The sequence below is a fragment of the Psychrobacter sp. DAB_AL43B genome, from assembly GCF_900168255.1.
Classification (GTDB): domain Bacteria; phylum Pseudomonadota; class Gammaproteobacteria; order Pseudomonadales; family Moraxellaceae; genus Psychrobacter.
In genome coordinates, this window is sequence record NZ_LT799838.1 from 1,708,582 (window position 1) to 1,733,543 (window position 24,962).

A 24,962-nucleotide genomic window follows, 5' to 3' on the forward strand; every position below is an offset into this window, starting at 1 on the left:
GGTATTAATTTTTAACCAAACTACCTAGCCCACCAGAGATAAGTAAGGTGGTATCGGTTAAACCTTTAATAGGTTTCATGCCTGCTCTGAGCCCCGTTTCAATCCCTACATAACGCGGTTCCCACTCAGGATTGAATTTTTCTTTAAAGTGACGCAGTCCTGTAAAGTTATAATAAGTTTTGCCGTATTTGGTAACGGTATTGGTTACATAGCGCCATTTAGGTCCGATAGCTTCAGCTTCTGTTGGCATCTCCATGTATTTACCATCTATAATATGCTGACTCATAGTTTTTAATGCTTCGTTGTTTGAGTCATTATCTTTTGAAGTACTATCTTCTAAAGAATGACTTTCAACGATAGGCTTAGGCTGAACCTCGAACCCAGTAAAGGGTGCCATTCCTAAACTAAAAGAATGAAAGCCTGCCTCTTTGCCCCACATAAACAAGCTAATAAATAAATAGTCCATCATACTTTTAATAGCTTTGCCTTCGCTATTTTGCACCTCTTTATAACGCATCAAATCAATGGACAACTCATTCAGATGACCGCTTTGCCAAAGATTGGCGAAAGCCACGATGTCCCCTTGATATTTCACCACTGCACAATCAAAATGCTTCAAATAGTTTTCATCAAAATACCCCAGTGAAAATCCTTTTTCTGCTGATTTTTTATCGCCTAACCAAATATCAGAAACTGCTTTCAAATCTCCAAGTAATGTTGGGATTTGCGCCTGTGGCACGACTTCAAAGCTCAGCCCGTCTTTCATACCACGACTGATCACTTGACGGAATTTAGAGTTTTTGCTTCCTTGTAAGTTAAAGGCATCTAAGTTAACAATAGCTTCTTCACCGATTTTTAGCAGTTGTATGCCATTGTTGTTGAATAAATGCCGATATCTATTGCTGACTTCATAAAAGACACAAGTCCCACCAAAACTTTGGCATAATTCAATGAATGTCTCAATCAAAGCACCAAACTCACTGTCATCACCAATGGGGTCAGACATAACAATCCAGCTTCTACCATGAGTTTGATACATGATAAAGCTATTACCCGAGTCACTAAATAGCAGTTGCTTATCACCCAGCAAGCTTAAGTTTGCAACTGAGTAGGCAGATTTACGAGCAACTTGCTCAGCTTGGGCAAGCTCAATTGGAGTGGGGAGGCTTGGAGATGGTTTTTTAAATCGAATGAGGCTGAACAATACATAGGCGATGGTTAAGATGGCAAGCATGGCGTATGAGCGCAAAAAGCGTGCTCCTCCATCACCTGATACTGTCCACCATAGATCAGGGCTATAGTCTTCATGACGATGGACATACATACCAACCCAAAACAGACTGATTAAAAATACCGACAATAAAACTAGAGTTTGTGAGTTTAAACGTAAGCTCATCAAATGAGACTGACGATTAAAGTAACGTCGATTAAAATAGGCCACGCCGAACAATAAGGCACAAATAACCGCCACTTCGACTTCTAAGTGCTTGACCATTAAAGTCACTATTGATGCACCCAATAACCACATTGATATATGCCATGCGCCATTGAGACGTTGATACAATCCACGTGCTAATACCAGTAAAGCAAATCCCATAAGCGTGTTGAGAAGATAGGACGTCTCGATAATGGGTATCGGTATGAACTCACCCAGTAATAGCTCTCGATTAGCCACGGGCGGCAAGATACTAACTATCAACATGACTATACCCAAACCCGCTGTTGCCAAAGCAAGGAGCTGAGGAATCCATATACTAGGGAGAATTCTGCGTTTTTTATTTGCATCCAGACCTGAGCGAATATAGGCTTCATGTAAGACAAACGATAATATCCCCAACATAAAGGGAATAAGGTAATAAAGAATACGAAATAAGAGCAGCACGGATAATAACGTGGTTTTATCCACCTTAGGTAATGAAGCCACCATCGTTAGCTCAAACACGCCCAGTCCGCCAGGCACATGACTGATAATACCTACCGTAATAGCTTGAACGTAAGCTGAGAAAACCTCTAGATAACTCACTGTGCTGGCAGGTATTAGCATATGAATGATATAAGCTACTAATGCGATATCAATAACGGCAAGCACGATAAGTCTAAACAATACCGTAGCTGGTGGCAGATGCAATTGCCAGTTTTTTATAGCAAACGCTCGTCCTGACTTGCCAGCAAATATCAGACTGGCAGCAATCGATAGCAGAATAATAAACCCGATCGCTTTGAACACTAATGGCGGTATATTTGCGAGCCAAGCTATATTGGTAAGCAACTGTGAGAGCATATGTGGATTTATGAGTAGTGATAGTCCGATCACCGTCATCATGCCATAACTAAATGCTAAAGATACCAACAAGATAATATTGGCAATCTTCGCACTTTCAATACCGTACTTGCCATAATAGCGAAAGCGTACCGCGCCTGCCGATAGCATCGACACCCCTAAAGTGTGGCCAATTGAAAAAGCAGTGAGCGAGGTATTTAATATCTTAGGGTAAGGTATTTTAGTATTTAGATAACGCACCGCTATTAGATCATAAACGCTCAGTAGCGCGTAAGCGGCTATGACCACTGAAACTGCTTTCAACATCGTTAATGGCGGCGTTGCCAAAATGACAGATTTCATCTGCGCTATATCTAAGGTATGCGCCATATGAAACAACGACTTGGATGCTAAGGCAAACATCACGATAGCAACAACGGCTAATAACCAATGCCAATTAAACTTTATGTTTTTTATATTCATCGCTACTGACTTATATGAGGCGCTTTAGGCATAACACACAACGCGGCTATTTTAGTTGGCTGGCAAGTTCAGGTTGCTAACAGTCAATCTATAAAGTTATTCTTGATTTATAAAATCTTAACTCTCTATTAACTTATAACACAAATTTGAATGAAAAATCTTACCGCTCATTAGTGATTATTCACTTGATAATTTTTCTTATAGGTCTCATAACCTACCAAGCCCGCAATCATTAATAAAAACACAATGCTGATACTAGTCGCTCCCAATTCAATACCTCCATTCTTAACTGGTTGTGATAGCCAATCACCAAGTGCTGCCCCTAACGGACGAGTCAAAATATAAGCAAGCCAAAAGCACAAAACGCTGTTTAACTTAAGCACATAAAACCCCACTGCGATAAGCGCAAGACCACTAGCAAATATAAAGGTGGAGTTTTGATAGCCAATGCTAAGCCCTTCTGCAAACCAGTCACCTGCGGCAGTACCAAGAGCGCAAGTCGCTAAGATGGCAACCCAATAGAATAGTTCACGGGGAAAGGTATCAATATGATGGATAGATAAGGTTTTTTCACGGGCGTACCAGATAGCGAATACCACTGCAAGCAAGACACTAAACCCTATCGTTGAGTATGCTAGTGGTATGCCTAAATTATCCGTCATATTGTCAGTAATCAGCGTGCCAAGAATGCTCACAAATACTACCGTCAGCCAGTACTTCCACGGTATATAGTCTTTGGTCTTTAACTGTATTACCAAAACAATCAAAAACAGCGCTGTCATAATCAGAGAAGTGATCGGCAATCCTAGCTTAAAGTTAAAAATCATAAAGTCAGCGGCGGTTTCACCGACGGTAGTTGACATCATTTTTATCAGCCAAAACACCACAGTGATTTGTGGCACTTTATTGAGCATGTTGGCATACTTTGATGATTTGGATAGGCGATTTTCTGATACGAGTATTTGAGGAGAGGTAGACATGAGAACTTTCCTTTTTTAGGTTAGTTGGGAGATAGCACTGTATTTGCTACATCCTTAACCTATAGTAACTACCCAGCTATTAAGAAAGTGTTAAGACATCATCAGCTATCTTTTAATTTGAATATATTTCCTCTAATCAAACGCTTAATCTACGCTAAGTTTCTCCTATGTCTTATTTTGTATGATGAACTCCTACCAGCATCACATCTGACGAAGTATTTATTAAGACGCCAGCACTACATTTAAGATATGGAGTAAATATTATGAAAAAGTTATCAATGCTAAGCAAATCAGCAATCGTTGTCGTGAGCGCCCTAGTTATCGGCACTGGTATCGGTACCATCGCTATCGCCTCAGGGCAAATACCCGCTATTTCAGGGGCTGAGACCAGTGACGCGGTCGCGATTGCCAAAAGTAAAATCAGTCTAGAGCAAGCCATCGTTATGGCGCAGAAAACAGTTAAAGGGGACTTAATTAGCGCTGAATTTGACCAAAACGACTATATGGCAGGTGATGAGTTTGAAGTTAAATTTATTGACGGGGACATGGAGCATGAAGTAAAAATTGATGCCAGTAGCGGTAAAATCTTAAAGACCAAACAAGAAAAACTTGATGCGGAAGATTTAGCAGAATACAAAGCTTTGAAACAGGCTAAAATCAGTCTAACCCAAGCCATGCAAAAAGCAACGCAAAGCGACAATGGCAAAATGAATGGCAAAATTATTGAGGCAGAGTTTGATTTTGATAACGGCATACCCGCTTATGAGATTGAAATGGCTAAAGGGGTGGAAATACACAAACTGGTAATCGACAGCATAAATGGTCAGGTTATCAGCAGTCAGTTAGACTATGATGATTGATACACCGAAGATTTGATTGAATATAACTTAACAATGGCTCTATTCTGTACACCAGTATCGATTAGAGCTTTTTGCTTTAAAGACGCTATAGAAAGTGACACTATAGATAAATACCTTAAAAAAACTTGAGTCCTAATAGCCATATAATAAGGATATCTCATGCGAGTATTAGTAGTCGAAGATGACTTGATGATTGGCGAAAGTCTGAATGAAGCATTGCAAGATGAAGCTTATACGGTCGATTGGGTTAAAGATGGTCGTCAAGCCATACTGACATTAAGGGTGCAACCTTATGACATCATCTTGTTAGATTTGGGCTTGCCAGAGGTTGATGGCATGGGCGTATTAACTGCTATTCGCGACGCTAAGATTGAAACACCAGTATTGATACTCACCGCGCGTGATCAATTAAAAGACAGAATTGCAGGATTAGATTCAGGGGCTGATGATTACGTCGTCAAGCCTTTTGAATTAGGAGAAGTCTTTGCACGGATGAGGGTACTGATACGACGCGCCCAAGGCAAGGCTGACAATCAAGTTGCCGTTGGCAATCTAACTCTAGATACCGCGCACAAACGAGTCATGATGGAGAGCAATCCTGTAGATTTAACCGCTAAAGAATATATGCTCCTCATGTAGTGGCATAATAAATTAGGACAGCACGTAAGAGGTTTATACTAACCCCTGAAAAAGTCATGTCTAAAAATGCGCTTGAAGATTCGTTATATGGCTGGGGTGATGAAGTTGAAAGCAACGCCATTGAGTTCTTGATTCATAGCTTACGTAAAAAAATCGGACAAGATAGAATCAAAAATGTTCGCGGCTTGGGTTGGTATATCAGTAATGCCTAACTTCAAACACACAACACTAAAAATAATTTGTCATCCATAAAAGTTAATTGCTATGATTAAACTCCATAAGCTCTTTCACTCGCTACAGTTCCAACTTATCCTTTGGTCTGTTCTATCTTTATTGCTACTCGCCATAGGCGCTGGTGGTTATGGGTTTTGGTATAGCTATAACGAGCTTAACGACTTTCAAGATGACAGTTTAAAAAGCATGTCAGCGTTACTTGAGCAAACGCTTGATGTCAAAGCAGCTGACTCTACTACGTTGCTTGAACCCAACATTCATTTTGATACCGATGATGACGATGGCAGTATCACCGTCGATGTTATTAATACGGCAATATCATCACCGCTCGTCTATAACTCTTCTCTCGACAATAATGGCGATAACAGTAAGCACGATAATGATGATACCAATCACCATAATGATGAGGACTTTAACGATCTGACATTAGAGGACCTGCCTGCTATAGCAGAGGGTTTAAGTACTCAAACCATAGATGACAAAGTATGGCGCGTATATCGTAGTAATGATGCAGATAGAGTGGTTATAGTACGCCAACGTACTGAGTTTCAAGATGATCTCGCCAGATCTAGTGCATTGCAGTCTTTTTTGCCCTTAATCATAGGCATGGCATTTTTGATACTATTACTGCCCTTTATCATGTGGCGAATGATGAAGCCTGTACGCCAATTACAAAAGGAGATTGAAGAGCGTCGTGAAAATGACTTAGACCCTCTGCCAGTGAGTAATCTGCCTTCCGAGCTGTTGCCACTAGCTGAATCGTTGAATAGATTATTGGCACTGGTCAAGGTCAGTATAGAGCGTCAGCAACGCTTTATCGCAGATGCTGCGCACGAACTACGCTCGCCATTGACGGCAATATCGCTACAGCTACAACGATTGCAGCGAATAGCCACTGATAGTGTGATGTCTGAAGGTTTAGATAAACTGGCTATACGATTAAAGCGTAATCAAAGCTTGGTTGAGCAGCTATTGACACTTGCACGTGCTGGTAATATCAATACGGCGCTCGGTGCCGAAGATACATTAACCTCTGTTAAATTTATAATCGAACAAGTCATCGGTTTACTCATCCCTATTGCTGATAATAAAAATATAGAGCTTACGGTTGATCTACAATCTAACCGTAAAATAAATATGGATGAAACGTCATTATTAGTTCTAGTCAAAAACCTGATTCAAAACGCTATTGTTTACACGCCAGCTAATGGTCAAGTCATCGTTAAGCTGTTCCAGCTTGAGCAAAACTCAGGCAGCATACAAAAATCGGTTTTAGATGTTCAGTATAATTTTGGCTCACAAGTGATTCACTCTGGGAAGCTGAACGACTCATCTAAAACATTGAGTAGCAGATTAATATTGCAAATAATAGATTCAGGCGCAGGCATTTATCCTAGCGATTATAAAACTGTTTTTGACCCTTTTGTACGGCTCAATCAGGTGAATAATAAAGCTGACCAGCTCAGCAATAGCATGAGCGATAATACAAGCCATTCAAGATCAGATAGCACTAGCAATACTTCACAAGAAATACAGGGAACAGGCCTAGGACTCTCTATCGTCAAGTCAATCTGTGAGCAAGCAGGTATCGATGTTTTTATGGATGATTCTACTGCGACCATTCCAAGTCAAAACAACAATAAAGGACTATGCATCACCTTAGTTTTCTAAGTCAACTAGAAAAATTTTGATAGATGTAGATATATCTTGACGCTTTCTTAACACCTCTATTGAATGGCTATATTGAGCCACGATTATTGCGACAACGACTTTGGGTACGACGATAGCAGATTATGTAATAAGATCTTTGGGCATTGGCTATGCGGGCGGCTCAGCATTACTGATAGCGCTACTTGGCCTATGTTTAATAACTTGACAAAAAACGATGGGCAGTATTGCTGTCGATAGCATTAGCAAACCCAAAGCAGAGGTGTTTTATTGGACGACTATTATGTTCTCACAAACCCTTGGTACCGCGCTTGGTGACTGGGTAGCAGATACCAAAGGCATGGGTTATACCACGAGCGCTATCATATTTGGATCTTTATTAGTACTCATCGCTCTAGCTCATTTTTATACTAAAATATCGAAAACACTATTATTTTGGAGCGCTTTCGTTTTAACTCGGCCTTTAGGAGCGGTATTAGGTGACTTCTTAGACAAGCCTATCGATCATGGTGGTCTTGCACTAAGCCGCTTTGGCGCTTCAGCTGCGTTGTTAGTTTTTATCATTATTTGTCTATTAGTGTTTAAGCAGCAGGCTAGTGCTAAAGCACATTGATTATTATGCTCCTAGCAAAACTTATTTTATTGATCAAATAATAATTTCTTAGATGCTAATAGTCTTGTTAACCAAGGTCTATAATTATTAGTATGATGGATGAATATCGATGATGATTGGATATTGATAGTAGTAAAAAAGGTTGCTAACACTATATATTACATAGCGTTAGCAACCTTTTTTTGTTTGACAATTTACTTAGGTGACCTTGTTAATACTGGGGTTTGATAAAGCGATAACTGTGAATACCAAAACCTTCCATCATACCGAAGCTACGTGGCAGCGCACGATCACTCATCAAACAAAAGGTGTTGATATTTAGTTAAAAACATACGCTTTAACAAATACTTAGGTATATCTAAAAAATTCTGCCCTTTTCTCCAAAAAATCAAGCTTAGCTATGGATCAATCACCATAGGTCAAATATTCACTTGAATTAGCTAAAGATTTACACAAATTACTTACGCTTACACTATTAAGAACTATTAAACAATTAACCATCCATTTCTTATCAAATCTTAAGCTATGATATTCAATCAACAAATATATCGGCGATAAACGTCAATGGTAAAGATTAGATACTGACGCTTTTAGTTCTTATCATTGTTTCTAATGGCATAGCATAGTTTGAGGCGTACATAGGGATAGGTTATGGCGATCGATAAGGGAGTTTGTACTAAAGAAAGTTTGGAATATGTAAAAGGTTGGGAGACTATAAATGGCTCCTCTGTAAATGATCATGTAGAAAAAAACCATTCACAAGCCCATACAGCGGCTTTAAGTTTTCAATTGATGACACGTGCGGAGCCTCCAGAACTGGTCATTGCCACCATACAATCCCTCCTTGTGGTAAAAAAATACTGCGATGAGATCATTATTATCGATAATAATAATAATGACACATCCATGTATAAACCATTGGCAGCGTTTTGCGCCAGCTTAGATCCTGAGCTAAAAGTATATTTTTACCACATTGATGCGGTAGAAGGGTTTAAGGCGGGCGCTCTGAATTTAGCACTAGGACTCATGAGCCCAGATTGTACGCATATTGTCGTCGTTGATAGTGATTATCAGGCATTACCACACGCTAGAGTATCAATAGCTGATGCTATCGAACAGTATCCTGCTCACACTCTACTTCAGTTTCCACAGTTTTACCGTAACGCTGGACAAATAGATATCCATAGCGAATTAAACCACTATTTCAATCATCACTTATATCGTCCTTTTAATCGCGAGCGTGCGCTATCAACAGGAACTTATGCGGTGATACGCCGCTCAGATCTTTTAAGCTTGGGTGGCTGGTCAGGTGCATCGATTACTGAAGATGCACAGATGGGCGTTCTTATGCATCAACAAGGTTTGCGAAGTCGATTCATACCACAAATTATTGCCACCGGTTTATTACCCAATACATTGAATGACTTAATGAGCCAGCGTCGACGTTGGATCTATGGCAACATGCAAGTAATAAACAACTATTTCGCGATAGATAAGTCCTCAATGTGCCGACAATATTTAGAGAAAAGTCAAACGTTGACTTCTGTTACCCCTCTTAATCGATATACTATCAATAGCATAAAAGTAGAAGGTATCGGCGAACGTCTACTCTATGCGCGTGCACACCTTTCTCAGCTCAGCGCTTGGATAAATTTCACTGGTTTGTTTATTTTTCTACAAATCTGTACGCTACTCATTATCTTCAGTGCGCTCTTTGCTCCTACGCTTTTTAATATTAACGCCGACTCAACTCTGCTCACGCCTTTATATCTGGTGTACGCAGGTTATACAGTCTTCTTAGTAAGGCGTTTATGGGCATATTTACAGGATCAGGTGCCGCTTAATAAACAAGTGAATGGAAACTATCAACCAACCATGAAAATGCGCTTGAGAGCATGGTTAATGCATCTGAATTTTTGGGAGCTTGGGGCGCTCTCGTGGTTACCCGTTATGTGGGGTCGTGAAAAGCCATTTATATGCACCCCAAAGCAAGAGTATATTCGTACTCGTCACTCGTTATGGCAGGCAAATATAGTAGCATTGCCCAAACTGCTGTTGGCGCTTAATATCATTACAGCGCTTGTAGTAGCGCCGTTTTCTCCTCTTTACTCTCCAATATTATTTATCTGTGCTTTAACGGTTTGTCTATTAAAAATCGGTGCGGCAAAAGTGGCTTTTGATAACTTTGCTGCTACAGAGCCAAAACTTAACAGCATTAGGATAAAGTCTAAACCTGCGGTCGCGCACGCTCGAAAACAAACCAAACCCCTAGCACCGCCTAAGATTGAAACGGTATTTGAAGATAAAAAATTATTAATTCCTAAGAACGCTTAACTCTTAAACAAGGTCCATTTTTGAAGACCGGCGTTATACCAGTATCTTTAATCATTTGCCTGTATAAAACCTGCCGTGCTTACCAATTTAAAATAATCGCTATTTTTACTTTGAGGTTTATATGTCTTTCGCTCATTCTGTTGGTTTTGTAAGTTCTATTGAGGCTGATAATAAACGCCCTGTCGCAATAACCAATAAGCCATTACGCATAGCGATTATTGCCCACTGTTTATATCCTATTGCCCAGCCGTATGCAGGTGGACTTGAGATGATTACGCAACTCATCTGTGATGAACTCGTTGCTCAAGGTCATGAAGTACTGCTTTATGCCCATAAAGACAGTCGAACGCAAGCAACCTTAGTCCCAATGCTAACCCGAGCTGAGTTTGATGCGACAGTCTATGAGAACGAACATGACACGCTAGGCATGAGCCGCGAGGAAATGTACCAGTACTTGGTTTATCAAGGTGTACTGCGTGACATTATTGAACGTGATACACGAGGTGAGATTGATATCGTACACAATCACAGTCTCCATCATATTCCGATGATGACAGGTCAAGCGTTTGGTGCTCGATTTTTTACTACTTTTCATACGCCTATTTTCCCGCAGTTGCGTCTGGCACTTCTGACGTTACGTCACGGAACAAGCACCCAGTTTACCGCCATCAGCACACACCAACAGCGCCTTTTTTCTGAATTCGTTCCTTCACATGTCGTCTATAACGGCATCGATGTTGAGTCCTTTATCGCTAATACTGAGCCTACGGATAGTCTAATTAATGAGCATAGCGAGGTTTATTTTTGGTACGGACGTATTTGTCCTGAAAAAGGCACGCACTTGGCCATGCAGTACTGTATGGAAGCGGGGAAAAAACTCATTATTGCTGGTCCTAAAAGTAATGAAGATTACTTTAATAAACAAGTAGCGCCTTTATTATCTCAAGACCGCAAAAATGGCGAACAAAAACTGTTTGATTATATTGGTCATGTCACTAAGGACGAGATCAATCAACACCTCGTTCAAGCAACTGCCATGCTATTTACCAGTACGTGGGACGAGCCTTACGGATTGATACTGGCCGAAAGCTTGGCGTGTGGGACACCAGTGATTGGATTTGATGTGGGTGCAAGCGCTGAAATAGTCACGCCTAGTACAGGTATTATCGTTGCTAAGGAAGATAAGGAAGCCTTTATAAAGGGGTTTTCTAAGATTAAACACATATCACGTCAGGCTTGCCGCAAACGCGCTTTACAGTTTTGCTCAGTATCAGCGATGGTAGAAGGATATGTTGCACTATATAAAACGGCAGTAAGAGAAAATCAGGAAAAAAAGGGCTTTGCCAATTCACGATATGCGCAGCTAGCACAGAGTTTATTTATCCATAATAATAAGTCAAATTCGTCAATGGGTTCAAATATTAAATTGAATGATACTTCAAGTAATAGGTCTGTCACTATGAGTCTTGAGGAGTAATGAGTATGCGTCTTGGCTATTACGCGCATCATCACGGCTCAGGACACTGCCGTCAAATCGATAAACTGGCGGCGCTATTACCGGTGGATGCAAAAAGACAATTAATAGTATTTACGAGCTTAAGCCTAGACGATTATGCTTTTTCCTGTCTCGATGAGCAGCAAATTATAAGGCTACAAGCAGAGGATGAGTGTGCAGATGATGTGCTAAAAGGTCGCGCAGGAGAACATTGGCAACCAGCTAGCCTCCATTATTCGCCTGTCGGTAATAGCAATATTCAAAAGCGTAGCCACCAAATACTAGATACGATTTATCAGCGTAAAATTGATTTGATGATTATCGACGTGAGTGTTGAAGTAGCCATGCTGTGCCGAGCTACTAGCATCCCTTATCTTTATATCAGACTTCCTGGTATTCGTGATGACATCCCGCATCTTAATGCTTTTGCTGGCGCGCTTGCTTTACTAGCGCCTTATCCTCGTCTACTAGAGGCTAGTATGACGCCTGAATGGGTAGGTAAAAAAACGCTATACCTTGATTTTATTAATACAGCGCAACAAAAAGAGCTAACTTATCGTGAGTTTATAGAAATACTGGCGAAGTTAAATACTTCAAATCTAAAAGACTGGGAAGAAGATACGTCCACTATCATTACTGTTATTAAGGGCTACGGTGGACATGAGGCTATTGATATAAAATTACCCGAGTTACGCCGCCTATTACCCAACGCTTTTATCATATCACTTGGTCCTATAAACGATGATATGCGCTGTCACGTTGATATTGCTGCGCAAGTGAATGATGTCACACCATTTATACAACATAGTGATTATCTACTGATGGCCTGTGGTTTGAACGCAGTTGCGCAAGCCTATGATTATGCTACGCCACTTGTGGTTCTACCTGATAACCGTCCGCATCAAGAGCAAGAAGTGATGGCGCAAGCATTAATAAACCAAGAATGCGCATTGAGCTGGCAGCAATTTAAAACCTTGCTCTCTCATAAACAAACTCATACTAACCCGAATGGACAATCGGTAAATAAAGCACAACCCAAGTCAGTGTCAAAGTCTAGTAACGTAAATCGCAACAAAGACTGTTTAACTGCTGCCCAAGAATTTATGGATAGTACGACTCAATATCCAACGACTAAAGCTTGGTTCGAAAAGTGGTTACTCCCTAAGCTTGAGTTAAATCCTGACTACTAATAACTTCAATAATAATAAACAGTGTTCTTAAACAAACTCTCAATAATATCCAACGCATCATGAAAAAAGTAAAATAATAAAAGAGGCGATGACGACTGATGAGCATAAAACCCATATCTACTGTTAAAACTATTTCTGACTATATACCAGTAACGGTTATCACCACCTGTTACGGGCGCAATCGCCATCTTTATAATCTACTCAGCAGCCTTATGAACGGTAGCGTCCAGCCCGATGAGGTCATCATTGTTAATGACGACGCTGACCCAAAGCGGTTGGCTGAATTTCCTTTAAACATCATAAGAATTCCCACTACCATTGAAGCATCGTCCAATAAAACAGATACAACTAAATTTGATATCGGGCGCAATCGTAATATTGGCGCAGCGCATGCCACTCATGACACACTCATATTTTTAGATGTAGATTGTATAGTAGCGCCGACGTTTATTGAGCAATTAAGCGCTAAATTGCAGAAATATCCTGACTCCTTACTCATGGGTCAACCGCGCTATCTCACGCGCCCTTTGTCAGTTAAAGAAGGCTTAAAGTTACAAAGTGGCACGCTAACCACCTGCTTTTTAAATGAACTGTCTGTCTACAACCCTTATCGTTATAATTTCAATGAGGTCGACTACATTGCCACATCAATAAAGCAGACGGTTATTGAGCAGACCGATGATTATGGTGCGTTTTGGAGTTTATGCTTTGCGATTAAACGCCAACAGTTTGAGCAGATAGGTGGGTTTGATACTCAATACATCGGTTATGGAGCCGAAGATACTGACTTTTCTTTTACTGCGCGAAAATTAGATATCGACTTTTATCTCACGGCTGACATTGTTTACCATCAGCAGCATAGCGTCTATCGGCCACCTCTTAATCATCTAGATAGCATTATCATCAATGCCAATCGCTTTTATGAGAAATGGCAGCACTGGCCAATGGAGGGATGGCTTAAGCAATTTTCAAATATGGGACTTATTCGTTGGACAGCGGTACAGTCGACGCCGATAGTTGTGTTACGAAAACCTAGCGCTCATGAGATAAAGCAAGCACACTGCCCCAATGCACCCTATGTCTAAATTTTTAGTTAATGTTTAATACTGACGAATAACCTCTACTTCTTGCGGCGGCGCGCTCATTTCGCGGCGCTCAAAACTCCAGTTATGCCCGTGCCAAAAATGGGCAGTTTTGTCATTATCATTAAAACCTATCATTAATAGTCGTAGTGGCAAATCTGATTTTTGCACCAACTGTAGATGTTCGCGAGCGGCTAATAGCAATCGATATAACAAAAACCCGGACGACGGTGCTGATGAATGAATATCGCCAAAGTAAGGGTAGTCAGCAACGACCGGATGACGCTCGGACAATACACTATGGTGCCTATCGTTCTGCAATAACTCTTGCACTACTGGTGGAACAATGAGTATTCGGTCAGAAGTAATAGGATCATCATCAGGGTTTGGATCCTCACTTGGTGACGGAAACTGATAAGGCTGATTGCTCAGCAATATACCTAATGGTGCAGCCTTTGCCATTCTCTTCATTACAGCTACATTATTACTTCTCGGTGGCAAGCCAAAATGCAGTTTACTGTCGCCAATCTGCCGAAAAAACAATAATTTAGGCAATTTACTAATTAACGGATGATTAGCAAAAAAATCAGCGTGTATGAAGTGATTAAACAACACTAAAACATCATCAGGTTGCAACAGCTGCTCAAGTTGCGTGGTGCTAATAGATGGATTATTGGCGATAAATACTATTCTATTTTTTTGCTCTAAGGCATTTTGAATGTTAAAAGGCAAACTTGCAAAGGCAGCTTCTTCTTTACTTATTTTATTAGACACGCATTCACTCCCACCTGATAACGAATTATTTTTCTCAAGTATTGAATCATGCGTTTTAACTATGTCAGCTTGTTGAATAGACTTTGATACAATCTCATTTATACTCATTGACGAACAGATTACATACTAAAAATATGAGTATTAAAAATAATTCTTGTAATCAACATGATCTATTCCGACAGCAAAATCACTGATTTGAAGACACAAAAATACTGTTAGACCTATTAGCATGAGGTTTTCATAAAAAGCGGCATAACTGCTTTTTATTCCCTGACGGAAGAATAAGCAATAACCAATCAAAAGACAATAAAAAATCCAATGATAGGCATTTTATTTAAACACCTAACATTGGATCACTGGCCCTAATCGTTTAAATAACCAATTAATTTCCTATCAAATACTTGTGAAAAACATAGACAGCGTACTCATCTTTTTTATGAGTTTCGCCATCTTTTTGCGAGCATTTAGAGTTCTACTGCAGCCCTTCAGCCGCTGTTTGATCTAAGTTCGGGTTTTCGTCAGTATGGTCATCTACCTCATCATTACCCATACTATCTGTAGACCCTGACTGATTCGTTGTGCCTGTTCCATCACTAGAATTAGTAGTAGAATCTGCGGCGGCATCCACATTAGTATCGTTTGTCGGTGACGGCGTACCTTCTTGGGAGGCTGTACCTGTAACTTCTGAACCTTGATTTGTTTCTATGCCATCAGCTGATTGGCCATTTGTATCTTCTTTTTCACTACTACAAGCACTCATGCCCATAATAGCTGCTAAAGATGCGGTTAATACGGCTGTACGTAATAAGGGTTTTAATTCTATCATCTTCATCTCAACGTCCTTAGGTAAAATTGAAGTAAGGTGCCAATTAGCTTCGTAGTTGGTCGAGCATATTTTGGTATTTATCTTTTTTATCAGCAATCTTACTACGTTCCTCTGTAGCATTGGGCACTGACTCTTTAGAGTCTTCTGCGTTCTTATCAAAGGTTTTTAGCTCAGCCTCTGCAGCGTCCAGAAGCCTATTAAGCATCATAGCAACCGCCTTTTCAGAAACTTCATGCGTCATACTAAAGGCTTCAGAGGTAAAATCATCTTTAAGCTTAGACGCCCATTGATAAATATTAGCTATTGTTGCACTGTGCTTGTCATCTTGATCAGATTTACTAGATGTCTCTTTGTCATTGGAATCAGATTTTCCCTCTTTATCAGAGATAAAATCATCCTTAAGTTTAGACGCCCATTGGTAGATATTGGCTATCGTGATACCATGCTTATCATCTTTGCTAGATTTATCATCTTTGCTAGATTTATCATCTTTGCTAGATTCATCGTCTTTGGCAGAGTCATCGTCTTTGTTAGACTCAGCCTGTTTTTCCGCATTGTAATCTTCAAAGTCACCATCTTCATACATTACTGTATCGCCTTTTAAGACCTCAACACCCGTTACCCCATCATTTGAAGGCACTTCTGTTGTATTCTCAAAAGACTCTAAAGCATTCTTGATATTATCGTTACTAGTAGGCTTACTTGACATGATTTATAATCCTTATTATTGAAGTATATCTACACTCAATGATAAGTCAGTACAATCTTATATTGCGTATCTTAATGTGGATTGTTTTGTTCTAAATTGTTTAGAAATGCTGCAAAACCTTCGGATGCCCGAGCTTGCAACCGACTACTGGTCATTACACGGACACGATTGCTCCAAGTGATGGCATAGCTTTGAGCTTCAAATCTTCTAACCAAGTCTACATCTTCATGACAAGGTATATGAGCAAAGCCACCCACAGCAAGATAAGCGTCACTGCTAAAACTTAAATTTGCCCCATGAATATGATGATGTCCCATCTTATCTTGGTAATGATCGATATAACTCTCTCGAGTTTGCGGTGTCAAATGTGCCCAGCTATCAACGTCCACCACCCCGCAAATCATATCTGTCGGTTGGTGGCTAACATGTTCAATCTGCTGTGCTAACCAATCCACAGCCACAACTGAGTCAGCATCTGTACAGGCAAGCCAGGTTGCACCATTTGCGATCGCATGACGAACACCGATGTCTCTTACTTGTCCCACACATTGACAGTCACAGCACATAGCGATATCACATATATGTGATGAAGATGTTGCGAATGAGCTACCTAATACCGATTTTAGAATGCCTAACAGTGTTGAGAACTTGATTGGTCAAAATATTGATTTTGATATAGGTGCTCTTAAAGTTGCTGGCGTGACTGAGGATCCCAAGTTAAATTGTACCAATGCGATGGCTAAATATCTTCTTCTTATAACAGGCTAATTTATAATTTCTTAGGTATCAATCACCTCGTTATTGAAGGGGTATGATTATTACTATGTTGAATAAAGTTAGTTACTGATTCAATCTCGTCGGCCGTAAAAAAGGTTGCTAGCACTATATTATATATAGTGCTAGCAACCTTTTTTCATTTGGTATTTTATTCAAGTAATGTTGTCAATACTGGGGGTTGAAAGTTACATAAACCGTGACGCCAACTCTTTCATAATCTCATTGGTGCCGCCATAAATTTTTTGTACCCGGGCATCGGCATATAGTCGAGCGATAGGATATTCCATCATATAGCCGTAACCGCCGAATAACTGCACGCATTCATCCATCACAATGCATTGCTTCTCAGTCACCCAGTATTTGATTAAGGCAGCATGTTGAACGGTAAGCTCTTTTTTAAGCAGTGCTTCGATAGCGGCATCACATAGCGCACTCGAAGCAATATAATGACTATTACATTCGGCTAATTTGAAGCGCGTATTTTGAAAGCCCCATACTGGTTTACCAAAGGCAGTACGCTCTTTAGTGTAGTCAATAGTCAAATCAAGAGCTAATTTCATAGCACCCACCCCTGCTAGGGCGACTAAAAGACGTTCTTGCGGTAATTCCTGCATTAGCTGCATAAAACCCATACCTTCCACTGTACCCAATAGATTCTTTTGTGGAACACGCATGTTATTGAAGAACAGCTCAGAGGTATCTTGTGACGCCATACCGAGTTTTTTGAGTTTATTACCACGCTCAAACCCTGGGGAGTTATTAGTCTCAATGTAGTGGCATAATAAATTAGGACAGCACGTAAGAGGTTTATACTAACCCAAAGAGGAAAATAGTATGACCAACAAACGCAATCAATATACCCGAGAATTTAAATTAGAAGCCATCAGCTTAGTTGTTGATCACAACCGCACCATACCTGATGTGGCCGATTCCTTAGGGATAGGTAAATCCACCTTGCAGAAATGGCTGAGTCAATACCGTCAAGAAATGAGTGGCCAAGCACCTAAAGTCGGCAACGCTTTAACGGATGAACAGCGAGAACTTCAAGAATTGCGCAAACAAGTTAAGCGGCTGACTATGGAGCGTGACATTCTAAAAAAGGCTTCTGCTCTGCTGGCATTGGACAGTCTGAACGGCTATCGTTGATAAGAAATCTGGCAGAGCAAGATAAACAGGTGAGTAAAAGCCTTTTGTTCAAGCTGTTTGGCGTGATGAAAAGCAATTACTACTATGGCATGCAGCCCAAGCCCATCAGTCTTGAAACCGTCAAGCACAAGGCATTAATTCGTCAAATATTTAACGACTCAAAGCAATCAGCAGGCGCTCGCAGCATTGCCGCCATACTAATGAATGAACACGGCATCAAGCTGACCCGCTATATAGCAGGTAAATTCATGGCGCAGATGGGGCTTAAAAGCTGTCAGTTAAAGATGCATAAATACAAGCACGCTGACGAGGCGCATAAAACGCATCACAATATCTTAAATAGAAATTTCAGTCAAACAGCACCCAATCAAGTCTGGACGGGCGATGTCACATATATTCGTATCAAAGGCGGCTGGTGCTATTTAGCTGTTGTTTTAGATTTATATGCCCGTCGTATTGTTGGCTTTGCCGTGTCAGATTCGCCTGACAGTATGCTGACAACCAAAGCGCTGCAGATGGCATATCAGACGCGCTTACAGCCAATTGGAGTGCTGTTTCACTCTGATCAGGGAACCCATTACACCAGTAAGAAGTTTGCTGAATCCGTGGCGAGTTGTGAAGGTATGACACAGAGTATGAGTCGTCGTGGTAATTGTTGGGACAACGCGCCTACTGAACGCTTCTTTAGAAGTTTTAAGACTGAATGGATGCCAAAGGGCGGTTATGAGAATATTACTGAAGCTAAGATCGCCATCAGTAATTATATCTGGGGCTATTATCAAACCGTGAGACCGCATACTTTCAACGATTATTTAACACCGCTAGAAAAAGAGAAACGATACTTTAATAAAAACCTCTTATCAGGTGTCCTAAATTAGTTGACCACTACACAACGACTATTAACGAAACGCCTTTTGCGCCTTCGTCTCTAGTAGTCTTACAGGCAACTATAATCAAATTACCCAATTGACCGTTAGTGATAAAGGTCTTTGAGCCATTGATAATATAATCATCACCTTCTTTTGTCGCATACGTCTTGATGTTTTGTAGATCCGAGCCAGTACCAGGTTCAGTCATAGCTATAGCACCGATTAGCTCACCAGTCGCCATTTTCGGTAACCATCTCTGCTTTTGCTCTTCAGTACCGTGATGCAGGATATAAGGTGCAACGATACCAGAGTGCAAAGACCCACCAAAACCTGACATGTTCGCTTCAGCTTGCGCGTAAATGAGCGCCGTTTCGTGACGAAAATCACCGCCTGCACCGCCATATTCTTCTGGCATAGAGGCACATAAAAAGCCCATCTCGCCCGCTTCTAACCAAGCCTCGCGATCAAGCATGCCACTTTCACGCCATTTTTCATCGTGTTGCTCCCAACTTTTAAACAGCTTTAAAGCACTCTCGTGCAGCATCTCAATCTCTTCGTCCATCCACTGCGGTTTAAAACAGGCAATAGTCATAAGGTCTTCCTTGATAGTTTATTAATTGAGCCGATGTTAAATTTTTAAAAAGCCACAAAACGATATATATCAATTATATTAATAGTAATTATTATTACCTTTATGTATAAAATATATATTCTTTATTAGTACTACCGTTTACCCGTATTATCTTATGAAATTAATATCATACTTGCAATAAAATATCTTATAATGGTAATTAAAATTATTATAGGGTATTTAGTGAGAGTTTTTAGAAACTACTTAGAGGTTATTTAGAAGCTAATGCTATAAAGGAGATATTGAAAATGAAAACCTCTCGGTCAAAATCGCCACCAAATGTTAAAAGTGGCACTGATAAAAAAAACAGTAAAAATCTATCCAAAATAGATACCCAAACTGAGCCTTTAGCTTTAGCACCATTATCCGATATGCGCCCTGCCACATTAGACAAAATAGAGAAAGCTGTGCGCCAACTTTTTGCTGGCAATGATGCCAGCGATATTACTATGATACAAATTGCAAAGGCTGCAAACGTCTCGTTGCAAACGCTATATAAATATTTTGGTGATAAGCAAACCGTACTTTATACCATTATGGATTTAGTACTAGGCAGGCTAGCAACAAGGATGATGGATCATCTGCAAGGCATTGATAGTGTGGAAGATCGTCTACGCAAAACGCTATGGGTGTGCTTAGATTTTGTAGATACTCATCCTGACGCAGTGATGGTGTTATCTAAAGTATCCATATCACGTTTTCATAACATTGCTATTTACAATAATAAAGACCTTATTAATGCTTTTTTGAGTGTGCTTGAGGATGGTCAAAAGCGAGGAGTTCTCGTCGATACGGTTCCATTAAATATTCTATTTGATGTCTTTATGGGATTTATCAGTCGCCTTGGTATTATGCAAACTATTCGTCAAGCAGACGCACCGCTCAATGCAAATTTTGACGCGCTATTTGATATATTATGGCGCTCAATGTCTAAACCTGAGGTATCAGCGCCTGAAGTGTTTATAAACGCATCTTAAAGAAAGATGGCTATCAGAGATTCACTGTAGTGGCATAATAAGTTAGAACCTTTGCTTAGAGCTCATTACCGCTTTATAAAGATTCAGCAGCTTGTCCTAAGCCAAACGATAACGCAAAACTCCTGATGGGTCCGAGTCATCGCAGACCACTTGACCGCTATTGACTAAAAAAGTAACGTGCGCAAAGGTTTCTTCAAGAGCAAGACAGCGTGCAAAGCCGCGCTTATTCTTCCAGCCTAGCACCGTACTTAAGCCATTCACGGTATGCCACTGAGTGAGGCTTAATAGCAATTTTTCTAAGGAATGTTTGTGATGGGCTATCACTTGCTGAACTCTCTGTTCGCCATGGTATAAAGGCTTATTGTGCGCAGGTAAGACTAAAGCTTTGGGACTAATCCACTGTAACATATCATTTAAACTATACAGCCAGCCTGCTAAAGGATCAGACTCTTGAGTGATATAACTGATGCCAACAAAGGGGGTGATATGAGCAATAATTTGGTCGCCTGAGATTAAAATATCGCCTGAGGCTTTTTGTAGACATATATGCTCTATAGAATGCCCTGATCCAGACCAAAGACTCCAAGGCGCGCCTCCTATCTGTAGGGTATCACCAGACTTTACGAGGGTTACCTCAGTAGGTAGTGGCCCATAAAGCGTATCAAAAAAGGATAGACCCTCCTCTAAGCCTTCCATATCTGCTGGTGAAGCATCCAACTGCTGATAAAAGCGATTTAGACCCTCATAATCTTTAGCATTACGATAGTTTTGCTCATTCAGCGCTTGGCGCATTTCCTTCTCAGAAATATACAAAGGCGCCGCACAATAGTCCTGTAGCCATCCAGCTAGCCCTATGTGATCTGGATGAGAATGGGTGACTAAAATACCCGTTACTTTGGCTATGCCCGGTAAGTTACTTAATAAGGCTGTCCAAAGCTCCTGATTTTCGGTCGATTGAGGGCCAGTATCGATAATGAACCAGCCGTCGCCATCTTCAATAAGATAGATATTGATATGATCAAGTTGTATCGGTATCTTCATCCGAGTCCACAGCACCCCATCAGCAACTCTAATCAACTCACCAAAATCTGGTGGGCTAAATCTAGTATTTAGTTTATTCATGCTGTTACCTGATAGCTATTGTTCAGATTTTTGATGTTAGTTAAAACAGTATTGAGAGGTATAATGAATTGAACTATTAAGCAAATAATTACTTAATAATAAATTTACTTTAAAAAAATAAGCTATAAGCCTTTAGATGAAAAGCTTATAGCTATGCCTAACTTAACGTAATTTATGAGACTTTATTTTGCGGCATAGGATAGCTTTAATCCTACAAGGTACGCGTCATTATCTTCAAATTGACCGATTTTCGTACCACTAGAAGCCAATAGACCCTCTGCATCGCCTAACATCAAATACTTAGCACCAGCAGATACTGCCCACTCAGGGGTCAAGTTATATTTTGCCCCAAGGCCAACGCTATAATAGCCTTCGGTAGGTCCTAAAGGTGACACTGGATTACCAGCACCGCTATCCCAACCAATGGAACCTGATACCGCGAATTTTGGCGTTAGACGCTTACCCAATCCTACTTCAAGCATATAAGAGTCTTTATCATATTCCAATAGCCTTACTTCGTCTACAACCTTACCTTGTAAAGCATTTAAAGCGACGCCATTTTCATCTAACAAGGGCGGCGTTATATTAAAACCACTCCAAGGAACCCAGCGAGCTTTGGCGGTTAATAAGGTAGTGGCATTAAGACCGGTTTGAAAGTCAATATTTACTGATTTAGGGGTAGTAAGCTCTTTTTCCTTAGTTTGGGTAGGTTCTAATCGTAGTGCGGGCGGTAATTGAGTGTTGACACCAATAATGTATGGCATAGACTCTGCATAATTCACATCATGGTCAATTTCTGAACGATAAGTAATGGCCGCTTTTAAGCCGATTTCAGGCTTGACGTAAGCCGCCCCAACCATGTAACCATAAGCCTCATTTTTTGGGATGTTAAGCGTGTAACCGTTTACAGCAGCAAGTGCTGGGTTTTTACTATTAATTGCCAATTCACCCTCAATTTTTTGTAGTACTGGGCCACCATAAATTTTGAAGTTGTTATTAGCTCCTAAATTAACGCCTAATAAGCCTGTGAAATTATCTGTACTGACATCAACTACCGTTTGTTTACGATCATTGTTTACAGCATTGATGTTAGTAAGTGAGTTGTCACCTTGGTAAAGAATTTTGGCACCCAAAGGTTGGTCATAAAATACGCCGACACTAAACCTGTCATTGATGTCAGTTTTGACACCGTAACCATAGCCTTCATACTTTTCCCCAATATCGGGTATATTGTCGCCGTTTGACTCTTTGCCTGAGATATCAGGACTAATTTGATAGGCACTGATATAAGCTATGGTACCACTAGAGCTAAAATCCTCACTCGGTTGACCCGAACGATCTAGCCCTGCAGCACCTGCAAGTGAAGTTAAAGATAGAGCAGCAAGCGCGCAGGAAAGTTTAGATAAGTTTAAATTCGACATTTTGTGTTCTCCTTGATAGTCAGAATAAATGACATCCATTGTCATCCAGTGATTTACTGCTTTAGTACTACCTATAAAAAATCTTACCGTAAAAAAGCTATCTTTAATAAACCTCGCAGTTAAAAATCATAAACTATATTGCCACTAAGCTTGATTAGCCGCTTTTCTCAGCTCATGGCGCAGTATTTTGCCAACGGTTGATTTAGGTAGCTCAGCTATAAACTCGATATGGCGTGGGCATTTATAGGCCGCCAAACTTTCTTTACAGAACGCTTTAATATCACTTTCATTCAAGCTTTTATCAGATTTTACGATGTAAACTTTGATCGATTGACCTTGTAACTCGTCTTCTACACCAACTACCGAACATTCGGCTACCTTGGGATGTGCTTCGATGACGTTTTCGACTTCGTTAGGGTAAACATTAAAACCGCTAACGATAATCATGTCTTTTTTGCGGTCATAGATCTTGATAGCGCCCTGCTCATTCATAGAAGCGATATCACCTGTTTTTAAATAGCCATCTGCGGTAAAAAATTGACTACTATCCATATTATGATAGTGTGTAATGACATTATCGCCTTTGATGCACATCTCACCAACCTCACCTATGGTAAGGATATTACCCTCATCATCCCGAATATCGATATCTACTCCAGGTAGAGGCAAGCCGACGTTACCACTGTACTCAGTACCATCGAATGGATTAGCGGTCCCAACCCCAAGCGTCTCCGACATCCCCCAACCTTCAAGGATAGGTAACCCGGTGACTTCAAGCCAGCGCTTAGCTGTTTCGGGTGTCGCAGCCATACCGCCTACTAAGGTCAATTTGCATTCAGAAAAGTCCAACTTCCTAAATTCAGCATTATTCACTAAGGCTTGAAACAAGGTGTTAACGCCAGGCAATAGATGGAAAGGACGCTTGGCTAATATCTTGACGAAACCAGGGATATCACGTGGATTGGTGATTAAAGTCAGGTGTTGCCCCATACTTAATCCTACCATCGAGCAAATAAAAGCATAGATATGATAAAGCGGCAAAGCAATAATGCTGTGCATCTGCGTATTAGCAGACATATTGGCATAAACAGGTTTGAACCATTCAATGAACTGGTAAGTGGCTATCGCAACATTTCGATTAGTGATTAAAATACCTTTAGCTACACCAGTAGTGCCGCCGGTATATTGCAACATCAGCAAGTCATCGGCTTCTGCAGTAGGTCGAGAATAGGGTAAGCTTTTGGCTTGTTTTAAGACAGATTTATAGCTAATCACCTTATAACTAGGATTGGATTTTAACTCGTAGCTTGGAATTGCTTTTTTTACATATTTTGCGGCGATATCTACGAGTGCACCTTTTGCAGATCCGAGCATATCCCCTATTTTACTAATGACCACGGTTTTGACTGGTGTCTCTTTAACTATTTTTTCGAGCGTTTTACAGAAGGGTTCTAAGATAAATATTGCTGACGCATTAGAATCAACCAATTGGTGCTTTAATTCACGGGGACTGTACAGTGGGTTAATTAAGGTCGTTACCATGCCCGCACGAATCACTCCTATGACAACAGGTAGGTATTGATTGACATTAGGCATCATAATCCCTATAACTGACCCCTTCGCTAGTCCTAGACTTTGAATCCAAGCGGCTATAGTTAATGATATTTTGTCAATTTGCCCATAGGTGTAAGTGACTCCCATATTAGTAATAAAATCTTGATTGGCATATTCAGATAGTTTGTCATCGAAGATGTCAATAATTGTATTATGTAACGGCGCTATCTCTGCTTCTACTCCGCTGGGGTAACTCTGTGTCCAAAACTTATCCATAACTTACCTTCCTTGGTAATTAATTTAAAAATAGATAATGTT

The 24,962-nt window shown here is 40.4% G+C and carries 22 protein-coding genes and 2 pseudogenes; 12 read left to right on the forward strand and 12 right to left on the reverse strand.

Features of this window, described 5'->3' with window-relative positions; translation table 11 throughout:
• Positions 1 to 4: 4 nt before the first annotated feature.
• Both mprF and DABAL43B_RS07480 read right to left on the reverse strand, forming a co-directional pair.
• Positions 5 to 2,743 carry a bifunctional lysylphosphatidylglycerol flippase/synthetase MprF gene (gene mprF, locus DABAL43B_RS07475; RefSeq protein WP_079691788.1) on the reverse strand — a complete coding sequence of 913 codons (2,739 nt, stop codon included), beginning with the start codon at positions 2,741 to 2,743 and terminating at the stop codon, positions 5 to 7.
• 170 nt (positions 2,744 to 2,913) lie between these two features.
• Positions 2,914 to 3,723, reverse strand: a complete 810-nt coding sequence (locus tag DABAL43B_RS07480; protein ID WP_264753807.1) for a hypothetical protein — start codon at positions 3,721 to 3,723, stop codon at positions 2,914 to 2,916.
• 263 nt (positions 3,724 to 3,986) lie between these two features.
• Here DABAL43B_RS07480 and DABAL43B_RS07485 point away from each other — a divergent pair, with 263 nt between their 5' ends.
• The 5 genes and pseudogenes from DABAL43B_RS07485 to DABAL43B_RS07500 all read left to right on the forward strand — a co-directional run.
• The gene (locus DABAL43B_RS07485; protein ID WP_079691789.1) at positions 3,987 to 4,583 is read left to right on the forward strand and encodes a PepSY domain-containing protein; all 597 of its coding nucleotides are present in this window, start codon (positions 3,987 to 3,989) and stop codon (positions 4,581 to 4,583) included.
• A gap of 159 nt (positions 4,584 to 4,742) precedes the next feature.
• Entirely contained in the window at positions 4,743 to 5,222 is a 480-nt protein-coding gene (locus tag DABAL43B_RS07490) for a response regulator (protein ID WP_264753808.1), read from the forward strand.
• A gap of 56 nt (positions 5,223 to 5,278) precedes the next feature.
• Positions 5,279 to 5,434 carry a winged helix-turn-helix domain-containing protein gene (locus DABAL43B_RS14510; protein ID WP_264753809.1) on the forward strand — a complete coding sequence of 52 codons (156 nt, stop codon included), beginning with the start codon at positions 5,279 to 5,281 and terminating at the stop codon, positions 5,432 to 5,434.
• Positions 5,435 to 5,486: 52 nt separating this feature from the next.
• Complete coding sequence (locus tag DABAL43B_RS07495) at positions 5,487 to 7,127, forward strand: ATP-binding protein (RefSeq protein ID WP_079691790.1); 1,641 nt, start codon at positions 5,487 to 5,489, stop codon at positions 7,125 to 7,127.
• Between the two features lie 76 nt (positions 7,128 to 7,203).
• Positions 7,204 to 7,737: pseudogene (locus DABAL43B_RS07500) on the forward strand (hypothetical protein); the annotation flags it as partial.
• Between the two features lie 211 nt (positions 7,738 to 7,948).
• Here DABAL43B_RS07500 and DABAL43B_RS14565 read toward each other — a convergent pair.
• The gene (locus DABAL43B_RS14565) at positions 7,949 to 8,035 is read right to left on the reverse strand and encodes a catalase (RefSeq protein ID WP_227516778.1); all 87 of its coding nucleotides are present in this window, start codon (positions 8,033 to 8,035) and stop codon (positions 7,949 to 7,951) included.
• Positions 8,036 to 8,388: 353 nt separating this feature from the next.
• On the opposite strand from DABAL43B_RS14565, the gene DABAL43B_RS07505 reads away from it, so the two are divergent.
• The 4 genes from DABAL43B_RS07505 to DABAL43B_RS07520 all read left to right on the forward strand — a co-directional run bounded on the left by DABAL43B_RS07505 (position 8,389) and on the right by DABAL43B_RS07520 (position 13,841).
• Positions 8,389 to 10,071, forward strand: a complete 1,683-nt coding sequence (locus DABAL43B_RS07505; protein WP_079691791.1) for a glycosyltransferase family 2 protein — start codon at positions 8,389 to 8,391, stop codon at positions 10,069 to 10,071.
• Positions 10,072 to 10,192: 121 nt separating this feature from the next.
• Positions 10,193 to 11,548 (forward strand): glycosyltransferase, encoded by a 1,356-nt coding sequence (locus tag DABAL43B_RS07510; protein ID WP_079691792.1) that lies wholly within the window; start codon positions 10,193 to 10,195, stop codon positions 11,546 to 11,548.
• 5 nt (positions 11,549 to 11,553) lie between these two features.
• Positions 11,554 to 12,756, forward strand: a complete 1,203-nt coding sequence (locus DABAL43B_RS07515; RefSeq protein WP_145952518.1) for a hypothetical protein — start codon at positions 11,554 to 11,556, stop codon at positions 12,754 to 12,756.
• Positions 12,757 to 12,854: 98 nt separating this feature from the next.
• Entirely contained in the window at positions 12,855 to 13,841 is a 987-nt protein-coding gene (locus tag DABAL43B_RS07520; RefSeq protein WP_079691794.1) for a glycosyltransferase family 2 protein, read from the forward strand.
• Positions 13,842 to 13,856: 15 nt separating this feature from the next.
• On the opposite strand, the gene DABAL43B_RS07525 is transcribed toward DABAL43B_RS07520, so the two are convergent.
• The 5 genes and pseudogenes from DABAL43B_RS07525 to DABAL43B_RS07545 all read right to left on the reverse strand — a co-directional run bounded on the left by DABAL43B_RS07525 (position 13,857) and on the right by DABAL43B_RS07545 (position 17,637).
• Entirely contained in the window at positions 13,857 to 14,612 is a 756-nt protein-coding gene (locus tag DABAL43B_RS07525) for a hypothetical protein (protein WP_145952519.1), read from the reverse strand.
• Between the two features lie 472 nt (positions 14,613 to 15,084).
• Positions 15,085 to 15,444 carry a hypothetical protein gene (locus tag DABAL43B_RS07530; RefSeq protein WP_079691796.1) on the reverse strand — a complete coding sequence of 120 codons (360 nt, stop codon included), beginning with the start codon at positions 15,442 to 15,444 and terminating at the stop codon, positions 15,085 to 15,087.
• Between the two features lie 37 nt (positions 15,445 to 15,481).
• Positions 15,482 to 16,147, reverse strand: a complete 666-nt coding sequence (locus DABAL43B_RS07535) for a hypothetical protein (RefSeq protein WP_079691797.1) — start codon at positions 16,145 to 16,147, stop codon at positions 15,482 to 15,484.
• 71 nt (positions 16,148 to 16,218) lie between these two features.
• Positions 16,219 to 16,707 (reverse strand): annotated as a pseudogene (locus DABAL43B_RS07540) (glycosyltransferase); the annotation flags it as partial.
• Positions 16,708 to 17,109: 402 nt separating this feature from the next.
• Positions 17,110 to 17,637: an acyl-CoA dehydrogenase family protein gene (locus DABAL43B_RS07545; protein WP_079691799.1), complete on the reverse strand. Its 528-nt coding sequence runs from the start codon at positions 17,635 to 17,637 to the stop codon at positions 17,110 to 17,112.
• A 121-nt stretch (positions 17,638 to 17,758) separates the two neighbouring features.
• On the opposite strand from DABAL43B_RS07545, the gene DABAL43B_RS07550 reads away from it, so the two are divergent.
• Entirely contained in the window at positions 17,759 to 18,070 is a 312-nt protein-coding gene (locus DABAL43B_RS07550; protein ID WP_079690625.1) for a transposase, read from the forward strand.
• Positions 18,067 to 18,948: an IS3 family transposase gene (locus tag DABAL43B_RS07555; protein WP_171996307.1), complete on the forward strand. Its 882-nt coding sequence runs from the start codon at positions 18,067 to 18,069 to the stop codon at positions 18,946 to 18,948. The genes DABAL43B_RS07550 and DABAL43B_RS07555 overlap by 4 nt, the downstream gene beginning before the upstream one ends.
• Before the next feature lie 7 nt (positions 18,949 to 18,955).
• Here the strand turns inward: DABAL43B_RS07555 and DABAL43B_RS07560 are convergent, their stop codons facing one another.
• Positions 18,956 to 19,531 carry an acyl-CoA dehydrogenase family protein gene (locus tag DABAL43B_RS07560; RefSeq protein WP_079691800.1) on the reverse strand — a complete coding sequence of 192 codons (576 nt, stop codon included), beginning with the start codon at positions 19,529 to 19,531 and terminating at the stop codon, positions 18,956 to 18,958.
• A 287-nt stretch (positions 19,532 to 19,818) separates the two neighbouring features.
• Here DABAL43B_RS07560 and DABAL43B_RS07565 point away from each other — a divergent pair, with 287 nt between their 5' ends.
• The gene (locus DABAL43B_RS07565; protein ID WP_079691801.1) at positions 19,819 to 20,547 is read left to right on the forward strand and encodes a TetR/AcrR family transcriptional regulator; all 729 of its coding nucleotides are present in this window, start codon (positions 19,819 to 19,821) and stop codon (positions 20,545 to 20,547) included.
• 96 nt (positions 20,548 to 20,643) lie between these two features.
• Here DABAL43B_RS07565 and DABAL43B_RS07570 read toward each other — a convergent pair whose 3' ends face one another.
• The 3 genes from DABAL43B_RS07570 to DABAL43B_RS07580 form a co-directional block, all read right to left on the reverse strand.
• A complete protein-coding gene (locus DABAL43B_RS07570; protein ID WP_079691802.1) occupies positions 20,644 to 21,669 on the reverse strand; it encodes an MBL fold metallo-hydrolase in 1,026 nt (341 codons plus the stop codon).
• A gap of 182 nt (positions 21,670 to 21,851) precedes the next feature.
• Positions 21,852 to 23,090 carry an outer membrane protein transport protein gene (locus tag DABAL43B_RS07575; protein ID WP_079691803.1) on the reverse strand — a complete coding sequence of 413 codons (1,239 nt, stop codon included), beginning with the start codon at positions 23,088 to 23,090 and terminating at the stop codon, positions 21,852 to 21,854.
• A 144-nt stretch (positions 23,091 to 23,234) separates the two neighbouring features.
• Positions 23,235 to 24,920, reverse strand: coding sequence for an AMP-binding protein (locus DABAL43B_RS07580; protein ID WP_079691804.1), 1,686 nt, complete (start codon positions 24,918 to 24,920; stop codon positions 23,235 to 23,237).
• Positions 24,921 to 24,962: the final 42 nt, after the last annotated feature.

Bases quoted from the DNA above. Each gene is read 5' to 3' on its own strand.
- mprF (WP_079691788.1), bottom strand. From the start codon at position 2,743: ATGAATATAAAAAACATAAAGTTTAATTGGCATTGGTTATTAGCCGTT.
- DABAL43B_RS07480 (WP_264753807.1), bottom strand. From the start codon at position 3,723: ATGTCTACCTCTCCTCAAATACTCGTATCAGAAAATCGCCTATCCAAA.
- DABAL43B_RS07485 (WP_079691789.1), top strand. From the start codon at position 3,987: ATGAAAAAGTTATCAATGCTAAGCAAATCAGCAATCGTTGTCGTGAGC.
- DABAL43B_RS07490 (WP_264753808.1), top strand. From the start codon at position 4,743: ATGCGAGTATTAGTAGTCGAAGATGACTTGATGATTGGCGAAAGTCTG.
- DABAL43B_RS14510 (WP_264753809.1), top strand. From the start codon at position 5,279: ATGTCTAAAAATGCGCTTGAAGATTCGTTATATGGCTGGGGTGATGAA.
- DABAL43B_RS07495 (WP_079691790.1), top strand. From the start codon at position 5,487: ATGATTAAACTCCATAAGCTCTTTCACTCGCTACAGTTCCAACTTATC.
- DABAL43B_RS14565 (WP_227516778.1), bottom strand. From the start codon at position 8,035: ATGAGTGATCGTGCGCTGCCACGTAGCTTCGGTATGATGGAAGGTTTT.
- DABAL43B_RS07505 (WP_079691791.1), top strand. From the start codon at position 8,389: ATGGCGATCGATAAGGGAGTTTGTACTAAAGAAAGTTTGGAATATGTA.
- DABAL43B_RS07510 (WP_079691792.1), top strand. From the start codon at position 10,193: ATGTCTTTCGCTCATTCTGTTGGTTTTGTAAGTTCTATTGAGGCTGAT.
- DABAL43B_RS07515 (WP_145952518.1), top strand. From the start codon at position 11,554: ATGCGTCTTGGCTATTACGCGCATCATCACGGCTCAGGACACTGCCGT.
- DABAL43B_RS07520 (WP_079691794.1), top strand. From the start codon at position 12,855: ATGAGCATAAAACCCATATCTACTGTTAAAACTATTTCTGACTATATA.
- DABAL43B_RS07530 (WP_079691796.1), bottom strand. From the start codon at position 15,444: ATGAAGATGATAGAATTAAAACCCTTATTACGTACAGCCGTATTAACC.
- DABAL43B_RS07535 (WP_079691797.1), bottom strand. From the start codon at position 16,147: ATGTCAAGTAAGCCTACTAGTAACGATAATATCAAGAATGCTTTAGAG.
- DABAL43B_RS07545 (WP_079691799.1), bottom strand. From the start codon at position 17,637: ATGGCGTCACAAGATACCTCTGAGCTGTTCTTCAATAACATGCGTGTT.
- DABAL43B_RS07550 (WP_079690625.1), top strand. From the start codon at position 17,759: ATGACCAACAAACGCAATCAATATACCCGAGAATTTAAATTAGAAGCC.
- DABAL43B_RS07560 (WP_079691800.1), bottom strand. From the start codon at position 19,531: ATGACTATTGCCTGTTTTAAACCGCAGTGGATGGACGAAGAGATTGAG.
- DABAL43B_RS07565 (WP_079691801.1), top strand. From the start codon at position 19,819: ATGAAAACCTCTCGGTCAAAATCGCCACCAAATGTTAAAAGTGGCACT.
- DABAL43B_RS07570 (WP_079691802.1), bottom strand. From the start codon at position 21,669: ATGAATAAACTAAATACTAGATTTAGCCCACCAGATTTTGGTGAGTTG.
- DABAL43B_RS07575 (WP_079691803.1), bottom strand. From the start codon at position 23,090: ATGTCGAATTTAAACTTATCTAAACTTTCCTGCGCGCTTGCTGCTCTA.
- DABAL43B_RS07580 (WP_079691804.1), bottom strand. From the start codon at position 24,920: ATGGATAAGTTTTGGACACAGAGTTACCCCAGCGGAGTAGAAGCAGAG.